The sequence below is a fragment of the Rhizorhabdus phycosphaerae genome (genome assembly GCF_011044255.1).
In the GTDB taxonomy this organism is placed as follows: Bacteria; Pseudomonadota; Alphaproteobacteria; order Sphingomonadales; family Sphingomonadaceae; genus Rhizorhabdus; species Rhizorhabdus phycosphaerae.
In genome coordinates, this window is record NZ_CP049107.1 from 2,651,613 (window position 1) to 2,667,479 (window position 15,867).

General features: G+C 65.3%; 17 protein-coding genes. 5 read left to right on the forward strand and 12 right to left on the reverse strand.

Annotated elements, in window-relative coordinates; all coding sequences use genetic code 11:
• Positions 1-91: 91 nt before the first annotated feature.
• From G6P88_RS12325 to G6P88_RS12350, 6 genes are read right to left on the reverse strand one after another with little or no spacing between them, the layout of a single operon-like run.
• Positions 92-994: a ParB/RepB/Spo0J family partition protein gene (locus G6P88_RS12325; protein WP_165323428.1), complete on the reverse strand. Its 903-nt coding sequence runs from the start codon at positions 992-994 to the stop codon at positions 92-94.
• The gene (locus tag G6P88_RS12330; protein ID WP_165323429.1) at positions 991-1,770 is read right to left on the reverse strand and encodes a ParA family protein; all 780 of its coding nucleotides are present in this window, start codon (positions 1,768-1,770) and stop codon (positions 991-993) included. The genes G6P88_RS12325 and G6P88_RS12330 overlap by 4 nt, the downstream gene beginning before the upstream one ends.
• Positions 1,767-2,432: a 16S rRNA (guanine(527)-N(7))-methyltransferase RsmG gene (gene rsmG, locus G6P88_RS12335; RefSeq protein WP_165323430.1), complete on the reverse strand. Its 666-nt coding sequence runs from the start codon at positions 2,430-2,432 to the stop codon at positions 1,767-1,769. Before rsmG ends, G6P88_RS12330 begins: the two co-directional genes overlap by 4 nt.
• Positions 2,429-4,303: a tRNA uridine-5-carboxymethylaminomethyl(34) synthesis enzyme MnmG gene (mnmG, locus tag G6P88_RS12340; RefSeq protein ID WP_165323431.1), complete on the reverse strand. Its 1,875-nt coding sequence runs from the start codon at positions 4,301-4,303 to the stop codon at positions 2,429-2,431. The genes rsmG and mnmG overlap by 4 nt, the downstream gene beginning before the upstream one ends.
• A gap of 56 nt (positions 4,304-4,359) precedes the next feature.
• A complete protein-coding gene (gene mnmE / locus G6P88_RS12345) occupies positions 4,360-5,676 on the reverse strand; it encodes a tRNA uridine-5-carboxymethylaminomethyl(34) synthesis GTPase MnmE (protein ID WP_165323432.1) in 1,317 nt (438 codons plus the stop codon).
• Entirely contained in the window at positions 5,663-5,905 is a 243-nt protein-coding gene (locus tag G6P88_RS12350) for a DUF6489 family protein (protein WP_165323433.1), read from the reverse strand. Before G6P88_RS12350 ends, mnmE begins: the two co-directional genes overlap by 14 nt.
• A gap of 64 nt (positions 5,906-5,969) precedes the next feature.
• On the opposite strand from G6P88_RS12350, the gene G6P88_RS12355 reads away from it, so the two are divergent.
• Genes G6P88_RS12355 through G6P88_RS12365 form a run of 3 tightly spaced genes read left to right on the forward strand, consistent with a single transcriptional unit; the run spans position 5,970 to position 8,133 of the window.
• On the forward strand, positions 5,970-6,449 hold the full coding sequence (locus tag G6P88_RS12355) for a methylated-DNA--[protein]-cysteine S-methyltransferase (protein WP_425594451.1): 480 nt from the start codon (positions 5,970-5,972) through the stop codon (positions 6,447-6,449).
• A complete protein-coding gene (locus G6P88_RS12360; protein ID WP_165323434.1) occupies positions 6,446-7,144 on the forward strand; it encodes a dienelactone hydrolase family protein in 699 nt (232 codons plus the stop codon). The genes G6P88_RS12355 and G6P88_RS12360 overlap by 4 nt, the downstream gene beginning before the upstream one ends.
• Positions 7,145-7,155: 11 nt before the next feature.
• Positions 7,156-8,133 carry a quinone oxidoreductase family protein gene (locus tag G6P88_RS12365; RefSeq protein ID WP_165323435.1) on the forward strand — a complete coding sequence of 326 codons (978 nt, stop codon included), beginning with the start codon at positions 7,156-7,158 and terminating at the stop codon, positions 8,131-8,133.
• A gap of 9 nt (positions 8,134-8,142) precedes the next feature.
• On the opposite strand, the gene G6P88_RS12370 is transcribed toward G6P88_RS12365, so the two are convergent.
• The 4 genes from G6P88_RS12370 to G6P88_RS12385 form a co-directional block, all read right to left on the reverse strand.
• Positions 8,143-9,099 carry a hypothetical protein gene (locus G6P88_RS12370; protein WP_165323436.1) on the reverse strand — a complete coding sequence of 319 codons (957 nt, stop codon included), beginning with the start codon at positions 9,097-9,099 and terminating at the stop codon, positions 8,143-8,145.
• Positions 9,100-9,115: 16 nt separating this feature from the next.
• The gene (locus tag G6P88_RS12375) at positions 9,116-9,589 is read right to left on the reverse strand and encodes a DUF2383 domain-containing protein (protein ID WP_165323437.1); all 474 of its coding nucleotides are present in this window, start codon (positions 9,587-9,589) and stop codon (positions 9,116-9,118) included.
• A 142-nt stretch (positions 9,590-9,731) separates the two neighbouring features.
• Positions 9,732-10,796 (reverse strand): choice-of-anchor A family protein, encoded by a 1,065-nt coding sequence (locus G6P88_RS12380; protein ID WP_165323438.1) that lies wholly within the window; start codon positions 10,794-10,796, stop codon positions 9,732-9,734.
• A 292-nt stretch (positions 10,797-11,088) separates the two neighbouring features.
• Positions 11,089-11,739, reverse strand: coding sequence for a TerC family protein (locus G6P88_RS12385; RefSeq protein WP_165323439.1), 651 nt, complete (start codon positions 11,737-11,739; stop codon positions 11,089-11,091).
• Between the two features lie 163 nt (positions 11,740-11,902).
• Between G6P88_RS12385 and G6P88_RS12390 the strand changes: the two genes are divergently transcribed.
• Entirely contained in the window at positions 11,903-13,060 is a 1,158-nt protein-coding gene (locus G6P88_RS12390) for a hypothetical protein (RefSeq protein WP_165323440.1), read from the forward strand.
• Positions 13,061-13,084: 24 nt separating this feature from the next.
• On the opposite strand, the gene G6P88_RS12395 is transcribed toward G6P88_RS12390, so the two are convergent.
• Positions 13,085-13,996: a zinc transporter ZntB gene (locus tag G6P88_RS12395; RefSeq protein WP_165323441.1), complete on the reverse strand. Its 912-nt coding sequence runs from the start codon at positions 13,994-13,996 to the stop codon at positions 13,085-13,087.
• Positions 13,993-14,766, reverse strand: a complete 774-nt coding sequence (locus tag G6P88_RS12400) for a precorrin-2 dehydrogenase/sirohydrochlorin ferrochelatase family protein (protein WP_165323442.1) — start codon at positions 14,764-14,766, stop codon at positions 13,993-13,995. The genes G6P88_RS12395 and G6P88_RS12400 overlap by 4 nt, the downstream gene beginning before the upstream one ends.
• 82 nt (positions 14,767-14,848) lie before the next feature.
• Between G6P88_RS12400 and G6P88_RS12405 the strand changes: the two genes are divergently transcribed.
• Positions 14,849-15,844: an aldo/keto reductase gene (locus tag G6P88_RS12405; protein ID WP_165325161.1), complete on the forward strand. Its 996-nt coding sequence runs from the start codon at positions 14,849-14,851 to the stop codon at positions 15,842-15,844.
• Positions 15,845-15,867 lie beyond the last annotated feature (23 nt).

The following is a 15,867-nucleotide window of genomic DNA, read 5'->3' on the forward strand; positions in this document are numbered from 1 at the left end:
AACTTTTCTCTAACTGAGTTTCGCAGCTTTGCCGCAAATTTGGCAACTTCGCAAAATCTGTGAAGACCGGAATCCACGGGCGTCCACGACTTCAGATGGGTTCTCCGCTCAACCGCTGACAGATCAGATCAAGCTGATCGAGAGTCGAGTAGCTGATCGAAACTTTCCCGCCTTTTTCCGTATGTTCGATCTGAACCTTCAGGCCCAATATGTCACCGATTTGCCGTTCGAGTGCCTGGATATCGGCATCGGCGACGGGGGGTGCGGCGGGTGTCGCACGGCTGGGCCCACTGCCCTTCCCCGCTGGCTTGGCCTTCTTGGTAAGTGCTTCGGTATCGCGCACCGAGAGATCCTGCGCGACGACCTGCTCGGCGAGTGTCTCGGCATCGGGCGATGTGATCAGCGCGCGGGCATGGCCCATGCTCAGCCGCCCTTCGGCCAGCAGCGAGCGGACGCTCTGGGGCAGGTCGAGCAGACGCAGCAGGTTGGCGACATGGCTCCGCGACTTGCCCACCAGCTTGCCCAGGGCTTCCTGGGTATGGCCGAAGTCGTTCACAAGCCTTTGATAGGCTTCCGCTTCCTCGATCGCATTGAGATCCTGGCGCTGCACATTCTCGACGATCGAAAGCTCGAGCGTCTCGCTGTCGTTCAGTTCGCGGACGATCGCGGGAATTTCATGGATCTGCGCGCGCTGGGCGGCGCGCCACCGGCGTTCGCCGGCGATGATCTGATATCCGCCGTGGCGCGGATGCGGCCGCACGACGATCGGTTGCAGCAGGCCACGCTCGCCCAGCGATCGGGCGAGGTCTGCGAGCGCCTCTTCGTCGAAATGCCGGCGCGGCTGATCGGGATTGGGCTCGATCGCCGCGACCTGGAGCATCTGGATGCCCGCCGGGCGCGGCGCGCCCGGCGCGAGCGGTTGCTCCGTGGCGACGTCGCCCAGCAGCGCGGACAGGCCGCGCCCAAGGCCCCTGCGTGGCGCGTCGGCGCTCATGCGGCCTGCGCCTTCTTGGTGAGACGGGCGATGCATTCACGGGCGAGCGAGATATAGGCCTCCGAACCGGGACAGCGATGGTCGTAGATGAGCGCCGGCACGCCGTGGCTCGGCGCTTCCGACAGCCGGACGTTGCGGGGAATCACCGTTTCGAACACGACGTCGCCGAGGACGCTGCGAACGTCGGCGGCGACCTGCTCGGACAGGCGGTTGCGACGGTCGTACATCGTCAAAGCAACGCCGAGGATGGACAGCTGCGGATTGAACCGGGCACGCACCCGCTCGATCGTCTGCAGGAGCTGGCTGAGGCCCTCCAGGGCGAAGAACTCGCATTGGAGCGGTACGAGCATCATGTTCGCCGCGACCAGCGCGTTGACCGTGAGCAGGCCAAGCGAAGGCGGGCAGTCGATCAGGCAGACATCCCAGCGATTCTCGTCCTGGGCGAGCGCGTCGTGGAGCCGGTGCGTGCGCTTGTCGACTTCGATCAGTTCGATTTCGGCGCCGCTCAGGTCGACCGTGGCCGGGACGATGTCGAGCCTGGGAACCTGCGTCGGGACGACGGCTTCGTCGAGCGTGCAGTCGCGACGCAGCAGCTCGTAGCTGCTCTGGCCGCGTGCACCCTGCTGCAGGCCGAGCCCGGTGGACGCATTGCCCTGCGGATCGAAGTCGACGAGAAGCACGCGCCAACCGGTCGCCGCGAGGGCGGTGGCGAGGTTTATCGCGGTCGTGGTCTTGCCCACCCCGCCCTTCTGGTTCGCTATGGCGATCCGGATCATCGCTGTCCCTTTGACGGTGCCTTGGCCTTGATCGTCCTGCCGGGCATAGGCGCGACGGCCGATGCCACGATGATCGCCGCCTCGGTATCGGTCATGCTCGGAACGATGCTGAACACACCCTGCCATGTTCCTGTGACGGCTTCCAGTTCGGATGCGGCGCTGCGTCCTTTGGGCAGAAGCCAGAGCGTTTTTTCGTCGGCAAACGGCCTGGCGAGGGGAAGCAGTCGGTCGAGGGGTGCGAAGGCGCGCGCGCTGATGACATCATAGCGGCTTGGCGCGAGCGTCTCGAGGCGCTGGCCCGCTACGCTCACCCGGTCATGCAGTGCGAGACGCTCGATCATCGAACGGAGGAAGTCGATGCGCTTCCGGCGGGACTCGACCAGCGTCACGAACAATCCGGGGCGCATGATCGCCACGACCATGCCGGGAAAACCGGCGCCCGAGCCCAGATCGAGCCAGCGGGTGGCTGTCTCTGGTGCGAGGTCGAGCAGCTGCGTCGAATCGAGAATATGACGGGTCCACATATGTTCGGCCGTCGACGCTGCGATCAGGTTCTGATGGGCCATCTCCGCCCGGACCATCGCGATGAGCTGCTCGAGTCGCTCGACTGTTTCACGTGGAACGGCGTGGATGACCTTCTCGCGTGCCTCGTCCTCGGTCATGCCGCGAGCTTTCGTGCATGGACCATGATCGCCGCCAGGGCTGCGGGGGTTATCCCCCGGATTCGGCCTGCGGCCGCGAGGTCGTCGGGACGGGCCGCATTGAGCCGCTCGATCATCTCGTTCGACAGTCCCGCTATCGCGGCATAGTCATCGATATCCGATAGCCCGAGGCGCTGGTCGGCGCGCAGCCGGGCAATCTCCTCATCCTGTCGCGCAAGATAGGGCGCGTACCGGCAGTCTTCGATCAGCTCCGCGCGCACCGGGTGCGATATCGTCGCCCATAGCGGAAGGACCGACGCGATATGCTCGTCACGCACATCGGGGTATCGAAGCCAATCGGCAACAGACCGGCGGCTATGGTCGGCGGTCACATTTGCTCCGGCCTCGATCATCTGTTCGGCGGTCGCCAACGTCTGGGCAAGTAGCCCCCTCCCCTGGCCCTTCTCGGCTTCCCGTGCCGAGAACCAGCGACGCCTTTTAGCGCCGACGGCGCCCAATCCGATCGCCCAACCGGTCAAGCGCGTGGAGGCATTGTCGGCTCGCAGCCGTAGCCGATATTCGGCACGCGCGGTCAGCATGCGATAGGGTTCCGACACGCCCTGCAATGTGAGATCGTCGACCATCACACCGATATAGCTGGATGCGCGGTCGAACAGGACGGGCTCGCCCCCTGCAGCATGAGAGGCTGCATTGAGGCCCGCGACCAGCCCCTGGGCCGCAGCCTCCTCATAGCCCGTGGTGCCGTTGATCTGCCCGGCACAGAAGAGGCCCGGCAAAGCGCGCAGCGCAAGACCCGCTGTCAGGCTGCGTGGGTCGATATAGTCATATTCGACAGCATAGCCCGGCTGGACGATTTGGACCTTCTCGAGCCCGGGCACCGTTCTCAGCATGTCGAGCTGGACATCTTCGGGGAGCGATGTGGACACGCCATTGGGGTAGATGAGGTGATCCCCCAACCCTTCTGGCTCGAGGAAGATCTGGTGGCCGTCACGGTCGCCGAACCGGTGGACCTTGTCTTCGATCGAAGGGCAATAGCGTGGACCGGTGCCTTCGATCACGCCCGAAAACAGCGGTGAGCGGTCGAGACTCCGGCGGATGACGTCATGGGTCTGCGCATTGGTGCGGGTGATGGCGCAGGCGAGCTGCGGTACGAAACGAGCTCCGTGGAGAGGCGAGAAGGTCCAATCGGCTTCGTCCGATGGCTGGCGGTCGAGACCCGCCCAGTCGATAGACCTGCCGTCCAGGCGCGGGGGCGTACCGGTCTTCAGGCGGCCAAGAGGCAGGGCAAGCTCGCGGAGCTGGTCGGCCAGCCCCACCGCTGCAGCCTCGCCGACGCGCCCACCCGTGCATGACGCCATACCGAAATGAAGCTTGGCGTTGAGAAAGGTGCCGGTTGCGAGGACAACCGCCTTTGCGCGCAGCTCACGTCCATCCTTGAGCCGGACGCCCCGTGTTTCACGTGGAACATCGCCGAGGAGCAGCCGCTCTACCGACCCCTCGACGATGGCCAGACCGTCCAATTCACCGAGGAGATCGTGGACAGCGGCGCGAAACAACTGGCGATCGGCCTGGACACGAGGGCCCTGGACCGCCGAGCCTTTGCTGCTGTTGAGCATGCGATAATGGATCGCCGCGCGATCGGCAGCGCGCGCGATGATACCGTCGCACGCATCAACCTCGCGAACGAGATGGCCTTTGCCAAGACCGCCAATGGCCGGATTGCACGACATCGCGCCGATCATGTCCCGGCGCATGCTGACCAACGCGACCGACGCGCCCATCCGCGCTGCAGCGGCTGCCGCTTCGCAACCGGCATGCCCACCGCCCACGACGATAACGTCGAACCGATCCCCGTCACCACTATGTTGCATGTCCGCGCGCTATCCCAGCGCTGCATCCAAGTCAAAAGCGTTCCACGTGGAACAGCCTATTTTCCAATGCAGAAGCGCCCGAACAGGCCGTCGAGCATGTCCTCGGTACCGGCCCTGCCTGTCAGCATGTCTATGGCGACCCGGCACAGCCGCAAGGCTTCCGCTACCAGCAGTGGATCCCGCTCGGCTGCAGCGAGGCCCAGGGCGCTGGACAGCCGACCGACCTGCTCGCGCTGTCGCATCGACAGCGCCACTTCGCCCTCCCGCGGCAGAAGTGCATGTGCGCGCTGCCGCAGCAGTTCAACCAGTTCGGGCATCCCCGCCCCCGTCTTGGCAGAGAGCCGCAGATCGACACCGTTCGGAACGCACTCGTCTTCCACGTCGCAGCGAGCCGCAATGCGGACAGCGCCGGCAGGTGCTTCGTCGGGCGCGCCCAGCCACAGCAGGATATCGGCGGTCGCCATGGCCTGTCGAGCCCGATCGATCCCGATTGTCTCGACAGCGTCGGCGGGCCGCTCGTGCAGTCCGGCCGTGTCGACCAACAGAAACGCGATCCCCCCGATCGACACCGGCACTTCGACCAGGTCGCGCGTCGTTCCCGCGAGCGGGGTCACGATGGCGGCTTCGCGACCGGCCAGCGCGTTGAGGAGGGTCGATTTGCCTGCATTGGGCGGCCCGGCAAGGACGACGCGGACGCCGTCGCGCAGACGTTCGACCGGGGGGCGGTCGACCCACTGGGCCACGTCCCGCGCCAAGGAGGCGAGGTCTTCGGCGAAGCGCATGCCCAGAGCGGGCACGTCATCCTCATCCTCGAAATCGAGCACCGCCTCCACTCGGGCAGACAGCGAAAGGAGCTGCTCCAGCCATGTCTGTAGTTTGCGGCTGAACGCCCCGTCCGCGAGCGCCAGCGCGTTGCGACGCTGGGTTTCCGTCTCCGCACTCAGAAGATCGCCAAGGGCTTCCGCTTCGGTGAGGTCGATCCGGCCATTGGCGAAGGCCCGCCGCGTAAACTCGCCGGCATCGGCAGCGCGTAAATCCGGCAAGCCCCCCAGCGCTTCCAGCACCGCACGGGTAACCGCCCTGCCCCCATGCAGGTGCAGCTCGACCATGTCTTCGCCCGTGGCCGTGGCGGGACCGGGCAGCCACAGCAGCAGCGCCTGATCGAGCGGTCTGCCATCGACCGGGTTGATCAGCCGTCTGAGCGATGCCCGTCTGGGAGCGGGTCGGGCGCGACCGGCGAGGAGCGCGTCCAGAGCCACTCCTGCTCCGGGACCACTGAGCCGGACCACTGCAACGCCGGCCGGGGGGGCCCCGCTCGACAGTGCGAAGATGGTCGAGGCGTGGGTAGGCGGTAGCGGGTTATTTACCGCCACTGCCCGTACGACCGATCTGATCGAACATGGAGCGCCACATGTTCATCCCGGCCTCGCCCATCGGCATCCAGTTTCGCACCATCTGGTCGAGCACGTCGGGGGTGATGCCCTCCTCGATCATCGTCTTCATCTTATCCACATAAGCGTCGTGGACGACCGAGAGATCGGGCAGGCCCATGAAGCGACGCGCTTCCTCGGGCGTGCAGTCGACATCGACGGTGATCTTCATGCGCGGCTCCAAGGGTCATTGAAACGTCGGCCTCCATGGCTAGAGTCTCGGCAGGCCCATGTCCATGACCATGATCTCCACGCTGCTGTCGTCTCCGCTCGGGATGATCCTGATCGAGTCGGACGCCCGCCAGATACATCGCATCTCGATCGCAGCGCCCGGTATGGCTGCGATCCCCGACCCCGGCACCGGGACGCCTCTTGCCGCCGAGACGGTGGCGCAGCTTCAGGCCTATTTCGACGGAAGGCGTGATCGCTTCGATCTCCCGCTGGCACCGGCGGCGACGGTACGGGGGGAAGCGCTTCGTCGCGCGATCGTCGGCATCCCGGCCGGCGAAACCCGAAGCTATGGGGAGGTGGCGCGGCTCGCCGCGTCGAGCCCTCGTGCCGTCGGCCAGGCCTGTGCCCGCAACCCTTTTCCAATCGTCGTTCCCTGCCATCGGGTGCTAGGGACTGGCGGTGCGATCGGCCACTATTCTGCCGGCGATGGAGTCGCCACCAAGAGGTGGCTGCTCGAGCATGAGAGACGAGGAGGACTGCTGTGAAAAGCTATACCGAGATCAAGACCCTGACCGGGGACGAGGAGTTTCTCGCCTATACGTCACAGCCGACGTCGGAGCCCAAGGGTGCGATCATCGTGATCCAGGAGATTTTCGGGGTCAATGAGGGCATCCGCATCAAATGCGATGCCTGGGCCGAGCTTGGCTATCTCGCCGTTGCACCCGATCTTTTCTGGAGGATCCGCCCGGGCATCGAACTCGATCCCGACGTCGAACCCGAACTGCAGGAAGCCCTCGGCCTGTTCGGCAAATTCGACCAGGAAGCGGGCATCAGGGACATCGAAGCGACGATCCGGGAGGCCCGCCGCATGGTGGGCGGTAAGAAGGTCGGCGCGGTCGGCTACTGTCTCGGCGGACGGCTCGCCTTCATGACCGCTGCGCGGACCGATATCGACGCCAGCGTCGGCTATTATGGCGTCGGGATAGACGGCCTGCTCGGCGAGGCACATGCGATCGCCCATCCCCATGCGCAGCATATCGCCGCCAATGACGGGTTCGTGCCGCCCGAAGCCCAGGCACGCATGCATGCCGGGCTCGACGATCATCCCAAGGTCACTTTGTGGGATTATGAAGGCGTCGATCACGGCTTCGCCGCGACGATGGGGCTACGGCGCGTCGAAGCTGCGGCCCGGCTGGCAGATGGCCGGACCGAGGCCTTCTTTGCCGAACATCTCGCCTGAAGGGAGAGCAAGTGAAGGATTACCGACTCGTCGCGCCCCAGTTCGGCGGGCCCGAGGTCATCGAAGCCGTCGCGCTGGAGCCTGCTCCGGTCGCGCCCGGCAAGGTGCGGGTCCGGCATCATGCGATCGGCGTCAACTTCATCGATACCTATCACCGCACGGGGCTCTATCCCCAGCCGCTTCCCGCCCCCCTGGGTGTGGAAGCGTCCGGTGTGGTCGAGGCGGTCGGCGATGCCGTCAGTGGCTGGCGGCCCGGGGATCGGGTCGCCTATGCGATCGCCACGCCGGGCAGCTATGCCAGCTGGCAGGATGTCGATGCGGGGCGGCTCCTCGCCCTGCCCGACTCCATCCCCGACGACAAAGCGGCGGCGATGCTGCTCAAGGGGCTCACGGTCGAGATCCTGATCAATGGATGCGCGCGGATTCAGCCAGGCCAGAGCGCGCTCGTCCTCGCCGCTGCTGGCGGAGTCGGGCGGCTTCTTGTCCAGTGGCTGAGCGCGATCGGCGTTCGCGTCATCGCGCATGCCGGCTCGGCGGAAAAGGCGGCGATCGCCGGGGCGCTCGGCGCCTCGACCGCCCTGCACTGCCCCTTTGCCGACCTCGCCGCCGCGGTTCGCGCGGCGACCGACGGTAAGGGAGTCGATGTCGTGTTCGACGGGGTCGGCGCCGACAGCTGGGAAGCCTCGCTCGACTCGCTCGGACGCCGCGGCCTGATGGTCAGCTTCGGCAATGCGTCGGGGCCGGTACCCCCGTTCAGCCCGCTCGAACTGGCGAAGCGCGGCTCGCTCAGCGTCGTGCGACCGCGTCTGTACGATTATATCGTCGAGCGTTCCGAGCTCGAAGCTTCGGCTGCGGCGCTGTTCGGCATGATCGCGGACGGCCGGCTCGACGTGGAAATAGGCTTGCGCCTGCCGCTGTCCGAAGCCGCCGAAGCGCATCGCGCCCTGGAGGGTCGAGCGACGACCGGTTCGGTCATTCTCACGGTCTGAGAGGGGATCTCACCGTATCGGCCCCGTGCCTGTATGCGCGGGGCCGGCGTCGGCATGGCGGCCCTGTTGGAGCTGCGGCAGCTGAGGCGTCACCAACAGGCTGATGTCCGGGCGTTCCTCGACCACGCCCTGGACCATCGCGATGACGTCGGGCGTGAAATAGCGCCCATAGTTGAAACATTCCGCGGGGCGGTATCTGGAGATCGGTCGGGGCTGATCGCACAGATAGCCAAGATGGAGCCCTATCGCGGCGCCCAGCCGCTCGTCGAAATACATGCCGCCGGATGATCCCGCCTCGGCATTGGCCGAGGTCGCGAACAAGGTCGAGTCGTCGCTTATCGAGGGCCCTTCCGCATCGAGCAGCGAGACACGCAACTGCGCCCGGGGAAAGCGATCCATGAGACCATGACTGTCGTGGAGGATCTGGGATTCGCGTATATCGGCGCGGAACGCGAGCAAGCTTACCGTTTTGCGCGCCTGGAACCGCGTCAGCCGCACCTGGGGCAGAACCGCTCCCTCCGCCGGTCGATTGAGGCGGAGCACGGCAATGTCGAAGCTGCTGTCGAACCGGTGCCGGGGATCGGCCCAGGGCGACAGAACATAGTCCATCGTGAAGATGTCGCGGACGGTTTCATCCCGGTTGAACAGGACGAAGATGCATTCCTTGATGGGCAACTGCATTGCCACCTGTCGAAAAGGTGGTCCCGGCATCTTGAAGAAGGCGTGAGCAACGGTGATCGCGGTCTGGTTGCTTCCGATCAGCCACGCCGAAGCAATATGCGTAATCCCCGGGAGGGCCGGGTCGACGCATTCGATCCGCCCTATGGAGTCGAAGGCGTCTCGGGGACCGGTCCGGGCGGCGATCGCATGTTCATCCTGATTGTCGCTGAAGATGATCGCTTTCCCCGCCGAGCCGGCAAGAAGCGTGAGCGCGATGGCCCAGCCGATCGCATATGACCATGCCACCCGCATGGGGAATGCATCAGAGGTGGCTTGGAGACGGCTGTTGGCCCCTTTCTATGCGCTTGTGCAGCGCTGTGAGCTCTCCGAGCGAGGACTGCACATTGCGGTGCAGCGTCACCAATATCTCTTCGATGTCGGACGGGAGCGGGCCGGCGTCCCTGTGGGCCTTGCGGATCTGGTCCGCAAGGAACCGCTCGCCCCGCAACAGCTCGTCCACCACGGATTGCTCGCTGTCGAGCAAGGCTGATTTCAGATCCAGGAAAAGCCTGTGCGCGGAGCCGAGAAGGGTGCCCTGCGCGTCCGCATAACTTCCATGGGCTTCGATCGCTCGCCGCAAGGTGGCGACCAGACGCTGCCGTTCCAGCGCATGCATCTCGCAATAGCTGTACCAGCCGAAACCATGGGTGTGCGATGCGATATGCTCATAGCCGGCGACGCTGTCGGCGACGGTTTCAACCAGAGCGATGACGGACGCATGAAGCCGCTGAGACATGACAGGAAGCCCTCCCTCATGCTTGGTCTAACAGCGGTCCGATCAAATCAATTCAGGATAATCCCTGTTTACCATGCGGATACCACGTAAAAAGGGGCCCGCCATGCCGGCGGACCCCTTTTTTATTCCGTCACCGCGAAGGTCAGGCCGCCTGGGGAAGCTGCGGGCGCGAACGCCGAGTCCGCATGACGGCGCCGACCAGTCCGAAACCGAGGATCAGCATCGCCCAAGTCGACGGCTCGGGCGCCACGACGGGGTTGCTGCTGCTCGACAGGCTCGAAAGATCGCCCTGGAAATAATTGTTGTGGATCTCGCCATTGGCATTCTGCCGGACGTTGTTGCCGATCACCGTGCCGTCGATATTGCCGCTGTTGCCGCCGGTGATGTCGGCGAAGACCCCGAGGATCGAGCCGCTAAACTGTCGGCCGATATCGACTGTCGTCGCCTCGTAGAAATTGAACAGGACGCGATTGTCCCCGCTGAAACGATTGAAATTGCGGTTGAAATCGATGTCGGTGCCGGCGACGTTGATCACCAGCGTGGCGTCGCTCGGCAAGGTGATCAGCAGCTGCTGGTTCGAATTGCCCTCGAACATCGCTTCCGACCAGTTGAGAACGTTGAGGCCGCTATTGGCCACCGTGATCGTCTGGTTGTTGCTGTCGCCGCCGACGGTCACGCCCGCCGTGTTGGCAAGGGTCGCAAGATTCTGGCTGAGGCTGGTCAGCGAAGCCTTGATGTCGTTGGTCTGGGCGTTGATCGTGTTCGCGAAATTGGCGCCGCCATATTGGAAGCTGGTGTTGTTCGCAAAGGCGCTGTTCGACCCGCCATAGGTCACGACATTGTTGCCGTTATTGTTGAAATTGCCGCTGACGGATCCGCCCACGGCGATGCCGCCGCCGGCGTTCACGCTGCCGGACAGCTGCGCGCTGCCGCCCACGGTCAGCGCCGGGGTACCATATTGGCTGGCCTGGATATTGTTGTTCTGGATCGTGAAGTTGCTGCCGGCGGTGAAGCTGCCGCCGACATAGACGCGGCCGTCGACATGGTTGTACGACTGGAAATTGTTGAACGAGACAACGTTCCATTCCTTCATCGCGGCGATACCGGTCGAGATCGACTGACCAACCAGTGCCGCCTGCGCCGGGATCGCGGCAACGGCAGCAAGAGCGCCGGCGACCAGGATCGGAAGGATTCGAAAGGGACGCATCACGATACTCCAAAGCGTCTCGTCGGAGTCGGCCTCCGACATCATGGTGAGGCCTCTATACTAAAGATGCTCGATATTCCAGTAATAATACACGCACATCGTACCGGGCGGGAGCGAAGGAGTTGTAAAAAAATCCGACACATTGAACATATTCAGATGAGACGAAGTATCGCTTAAGTGCAGAATAGGAAAACACCTTAAACGAACGTAAAATATCGCAACATCGTCGACACGCAAAAAAATAGCCTCCGCGCAGGAGCGCGGAGGCCTGTAAAAAACGGCGTAGCCCGATTCAGCCGATCAGGGGAAGAACTTGATGCCCGCCTTCCCAGATCATCTTGAGCGCGACGTAGAGGATGACGAGCAGCCCGACATAGGCGATCCAACGATAGCGCTCGATATATTTGGCGATGACGTTGGCGGCGATACCCATGAGCGCCACCGAAAGGAGCAGGCCGATCACCAGGATGCCCGGATGATCGCGCGCCGCGCCGGCCACTGCCAGGACATTGTCGAGGCTCATCGATACATCGGCAAGCGCGACCGCCCATGCGGCGCCCAGGAAACTCTTGGTCTGGGGAATGCCGTCATGCTCCACGGGATCTTCGCCCGCAGTCATGCCGGAATGCCGGATTTCGCGGAACATCCGCCAGGCGACCCACAGCAGAAGCAGACCGCCCGCGAAGACGAGGCCGACGATGTTCATCAACATGCTGACCGACACCGCGAAGATGATGCGCAGCACGAGCGCGGCGATGATGCCGATGAGAATCACCTTCCGCCGCTGATCCGGCGGCAGACCGGCGGCCAGCGCTCCGACCACGATCGCATTGTCGCCGGCCAGCATGATGTCGATCATCAGCACCTGAAGAAAGGCCGACAGGGCCGCGGGGCTGGTGATGTTCGCGAAGTCCGCGACGATATGGTTCCAGAGTTCGAGCATGGCACTTTCCTAGCCGAAACGCCGATTCTGTCGAGCCTGTTCCGACGCAGCGATGCACGGGCCATCGGGCAGGGAATGCCGATGCCCGCGCCGCTTGCATCGCGCAGCGTTGCACGCCATGGGGCGCGCAGGCTTGGAGACAGGGACATCGATGCCGTCCAGCATGGCTGCAGAGCGGGACCGTCCGTACCGGATCTGCTTTCTCTTCAACGCGCAACGCCACCAGATGCTGCACGGCCTGTCGACGGCCGCTCTGCTGGCCCATCGGCGCGACGTCGAGGTGACGATTCTCTCCCCTTCGGCGAGCCATCTCGACTATGCGCGCTGGCTGGTGGACCGGCTCGGCGGCGGGCCCATCCGTTATGAGGGCCTCGAATCCCGCCTGCTCGAGCGCGCCAGGCAGCTGACGGGCGGTTCGGTTCCCCCGAAGATCCTGACCCTCCTGGTCCTGTCCCGGCGGCTCCGCTGCTACGACGCGATCGCCCTGCCCGAGCGGACCTCGATCATATTGCGCCGGATGGGTGTCCGGCGGCCCCGCTTCATTCATCTCGATCACGGCGCCGGCGACCGCGCGGCCGGCTTCGACCCTCGCATCCGCCTGTTCGACTTTGTGCTCATGGCCGGGCCCAAGCATCGGCGACGGATGCTGCGCGACGGCCTCATCCGCGAAGGCGCGCACGCGGTGGTGGGCTATCCGAAGTTCGAGGCCGCCGATGCCGCGCGCGACCCGGCCTGGACACCCTTCCCCGGCGATAGCCGGCCGGTCGTGCTTTACAATCCGCATTTCTCGGCGCTCGGCTCCTGGGAGGCGATGGGCGCGAAGCTGATCGCCGCCTTTGCCGGACAGGACCGCTATAATCTGATCGTGGCTCCCCATGTCCGGCTACTCGATAGCCAGCGCGCGCGGGCGCGGTGGCAGCCGCTGCTCGACAGCTGTCGTGGCAATCCGCGCATTCATGTCGATCCTGGCAGCGATCGGTCGATCGACATGAGCTATACCAGCCTGGCCGACCTGTATGTCGGCGACGTCAGCAGCCAGGTCTACGAGTATCTGCGCGAACGGGGCCCCTGCCTCTTCCTCGATGCGCACGGCGTCGACTGGCGCGACGACGAGAATTACGCCCATTGGCAATTCGGACCGGTGACCGGTGCGGGGGACAACCTGCTGGCCGCCGTCGACCATGCCTTCGAATCGCACGATGCCTATCGCGCAGTACAGGACAGGGCGTTCGAGGAAACCTTCGACGCGCGAGGGGAGAGCGGGTCGCGACGGGCGGCGGACGCCATAGAGGGGTATCTGCGCACGCTTCCCCGCCTTTGATCGGCGGGGCACATCGCCCGCCCGCTACACCCTGAACCAGCGCGCCGCGACGAAGGCCAGGCCGACAGCCAGCCCGACGAACAGGCTGAACCCCGTCACCACCCAGAAGGAGGCGGGATGATGGGCATAGGGGATGCCGTCGACGTTCATTCCGAAAAGCCCGGTCACGAAGGTCAGCGGCAGGAAGATCAGCGCCACAATCGCGACGATCAGCGAGCGGCGGTCGATCTTCTCCGCGCGCAGGTCGGTAATCTGTTCGTGCAGCAGTGCCGATCGCTCGCGGACCGCTTCGAGTTCTTCGCTCATCCGGGCGAAACGGTCGGCGGCTTCGCGCAGATGGATGCGGTCCTCATCCTCCAGCCAATCCTGCGGCAGTTGTGCCATCGCCTCCAGCGCCTGCCGCTGGGGCACGATGAAGCGTCGATAACCGATCGCGGCGGATCGGGCCCGGGCGATGTGCCGGCGAAGATGCGGCGTGTCGCCCGACAGCGACAGCTCGCATTCGTCGACCTGATCTCCGAGGTCTGCCACCACCGGATCGAGCCGGTGGCTGATCTGCAGCGCCAGGGCGGCGATCAGGTCGCCGGGATCGGAAAAGGCCCCCTGCTCCATCCGCGCGCGGAGCTCGTCCAGACCGGCCATCTGGCGAAAACACACGGATACAACCCGCCCGCGTTCGGCCCACATGCGGATCGAAACCAGCGCGTCGCCCTCGTCTTCCGGATCGAGCCGCAAGCCGCGCAGGTTGATGAGCACGCCCTCCCCCATCGACTGGCAGCGCGGCCGCGTTTCCATCGCCACCAGGTTGACGCGCGCGGTGGGCGGCAGGTCCAGAGCGGCCTCGTCGAGCGCCGCTGTCGCCTCGCTCTCGCGCCCGTCGATATGAATCCAGCGAAAGTGCGCGTCGCCGCCGCCGATCGACCAGCCCGGCGTCATCGCATCCTCTCCAGATCCAGCGACAGGCCGGGACCGGGCGCGGGTGGCGGTGCATCGCAGGCCAACCGCTCCGCATCGGCGCGGGCGCGGTGCAGAATGGCGGGCGCGATATCGGCGCGGTGGAAGATGCGGTCGGCCTGTCCGAGCAGCCGCGCCTCGCGAAGCGTCAGATCGTCGGGATGATCGGAACGGAGCCGGATCCGCACGAGCTGGTCACCGACCTCGTCGGCTTCGCCTGCCAGCCAATGTGGCACCGAGGCCGCGGCACCGTCGCGAAAGGGATCGATCGGCCCACCTTCCGCCAACCCGGCGTCGATGGCGCGCCGTCGGTCGTCGGGTGCGGGCCAGCGGCGGCGGATCGCCTCTCGGGCTTCGTACAGCGCGTCGGCCAGCCGCCCCACCCCGGCGGGCAACAGCGTTTCGAGCCGCTGGCGCAGCACCTTGCCCAACCCGGCCGAGCGGCCACCGGTGCCGATCGCGACGATCACCGGATCGCGGTCGACGATGGCGGGCGTGGTGAAGTCGCATAGCGCCGGCCGGTCGACGACGTTGACGAGCAGGCCGCGCGCCTTGAGCCGGGCTGCGACGGCCTCGCCCTCCGCAGCCTCTTCGCAGGCGACGAAGGCAATCCGGGCAGCACTATCCTCTTCGCCGACCGGAATCGCCCCGGCACGCTCGATAAGCCGTCGCTTGGCATCGGCGGCCCCGCCCTCGCCGATCAGGATCACGGGACGTCCTTGCAATGACAGGAAAAGCGGCAAGCTGTGCATGATCCGCTTGTCGCCCGCACGGCCCCTTTTGCCAAGCCGCTTCCGCCGTGGCAGACCGGCGGCAGCACAAGAGGAGATCATGATGCAGGCGAAGCGCGCAGTCGGCCCCTTTTTGGTAAACCCCATGGGCCTGGGCTGCATGAGCCTGAGCGCTTCCTATGGACCGCAGCCCGACGAGGCCGAATCCGAGCGCCTGCTGCACCGTGCGCTGGATCTGGGCGTCGACTTCCTCGATACGGCGGCAATCTATGGCAACGGCCATAATGAGACGCTCGTCGGACGGACGCTGAAGGCGCGCCGCAGCGAGTTCGTCCTCGCCTCCAAATGCGGCTTCCGCGCCACGCCCGACAATCCGCGCGCGATCGACGGATCGCCGGCCTCGATCGCCGAGACGCTCGACAAGAGTCTGCAGCGGCTGGGCCTCGATCATATCGACCTCTATTATCTCCACCGGCCCGATCCCAAGACCCCGATCGAGGAATCAGTGGGCGCGCTTGCGAAGGCGGTCGAGGCGGGCAAGATCGGGTCGATCGGCCTGTCGGAATGTTCGGCCGACCAGCTGCGCCGAGCGCATGGCATCCACCCCATCGCTGCGCTGCAGACCGAATATTCGCTGTGGACGCGCAATCCGGAAATCGCGGTGCTCGACGCCTGCCATGAGCTCGGCACGACCTTCGTCGCCTTCTCGCCGGTCGGGCGCGGGTTCCTGGCGGGGGCGATGGCGCCGGGCTGGCAGCCGGCCGAAGGTGATCTGCGCGGCACGATGCCGCGCTTCCAGGAGCCGAATCTCGCCCATAATCTGGAGCTTCTGCGCCAGTTGGCGGAGATTGCGACGCAGCTGGGCTGCACCCCGGCGCAGCTGTCGATGGCGTGGCTGCTACACCGCGATTCGACGCTGGTGCTGATCCCCGGCACGAGCAGCGTCGCCCATCTCGAAGAGAATATGGGCACTGCCGACGTGCAACTCGACGCCGGGCGGATGGCCCAGCTCGACGCACTGATCAACGAACGGACTGTGGCGGGCAGCCGCTATGGCCCCGCGATGCAGGCCACGGTCACCACTGAAGAGTTCGCCTGAGGCGGCCTCTGCCGGGCGCTGCC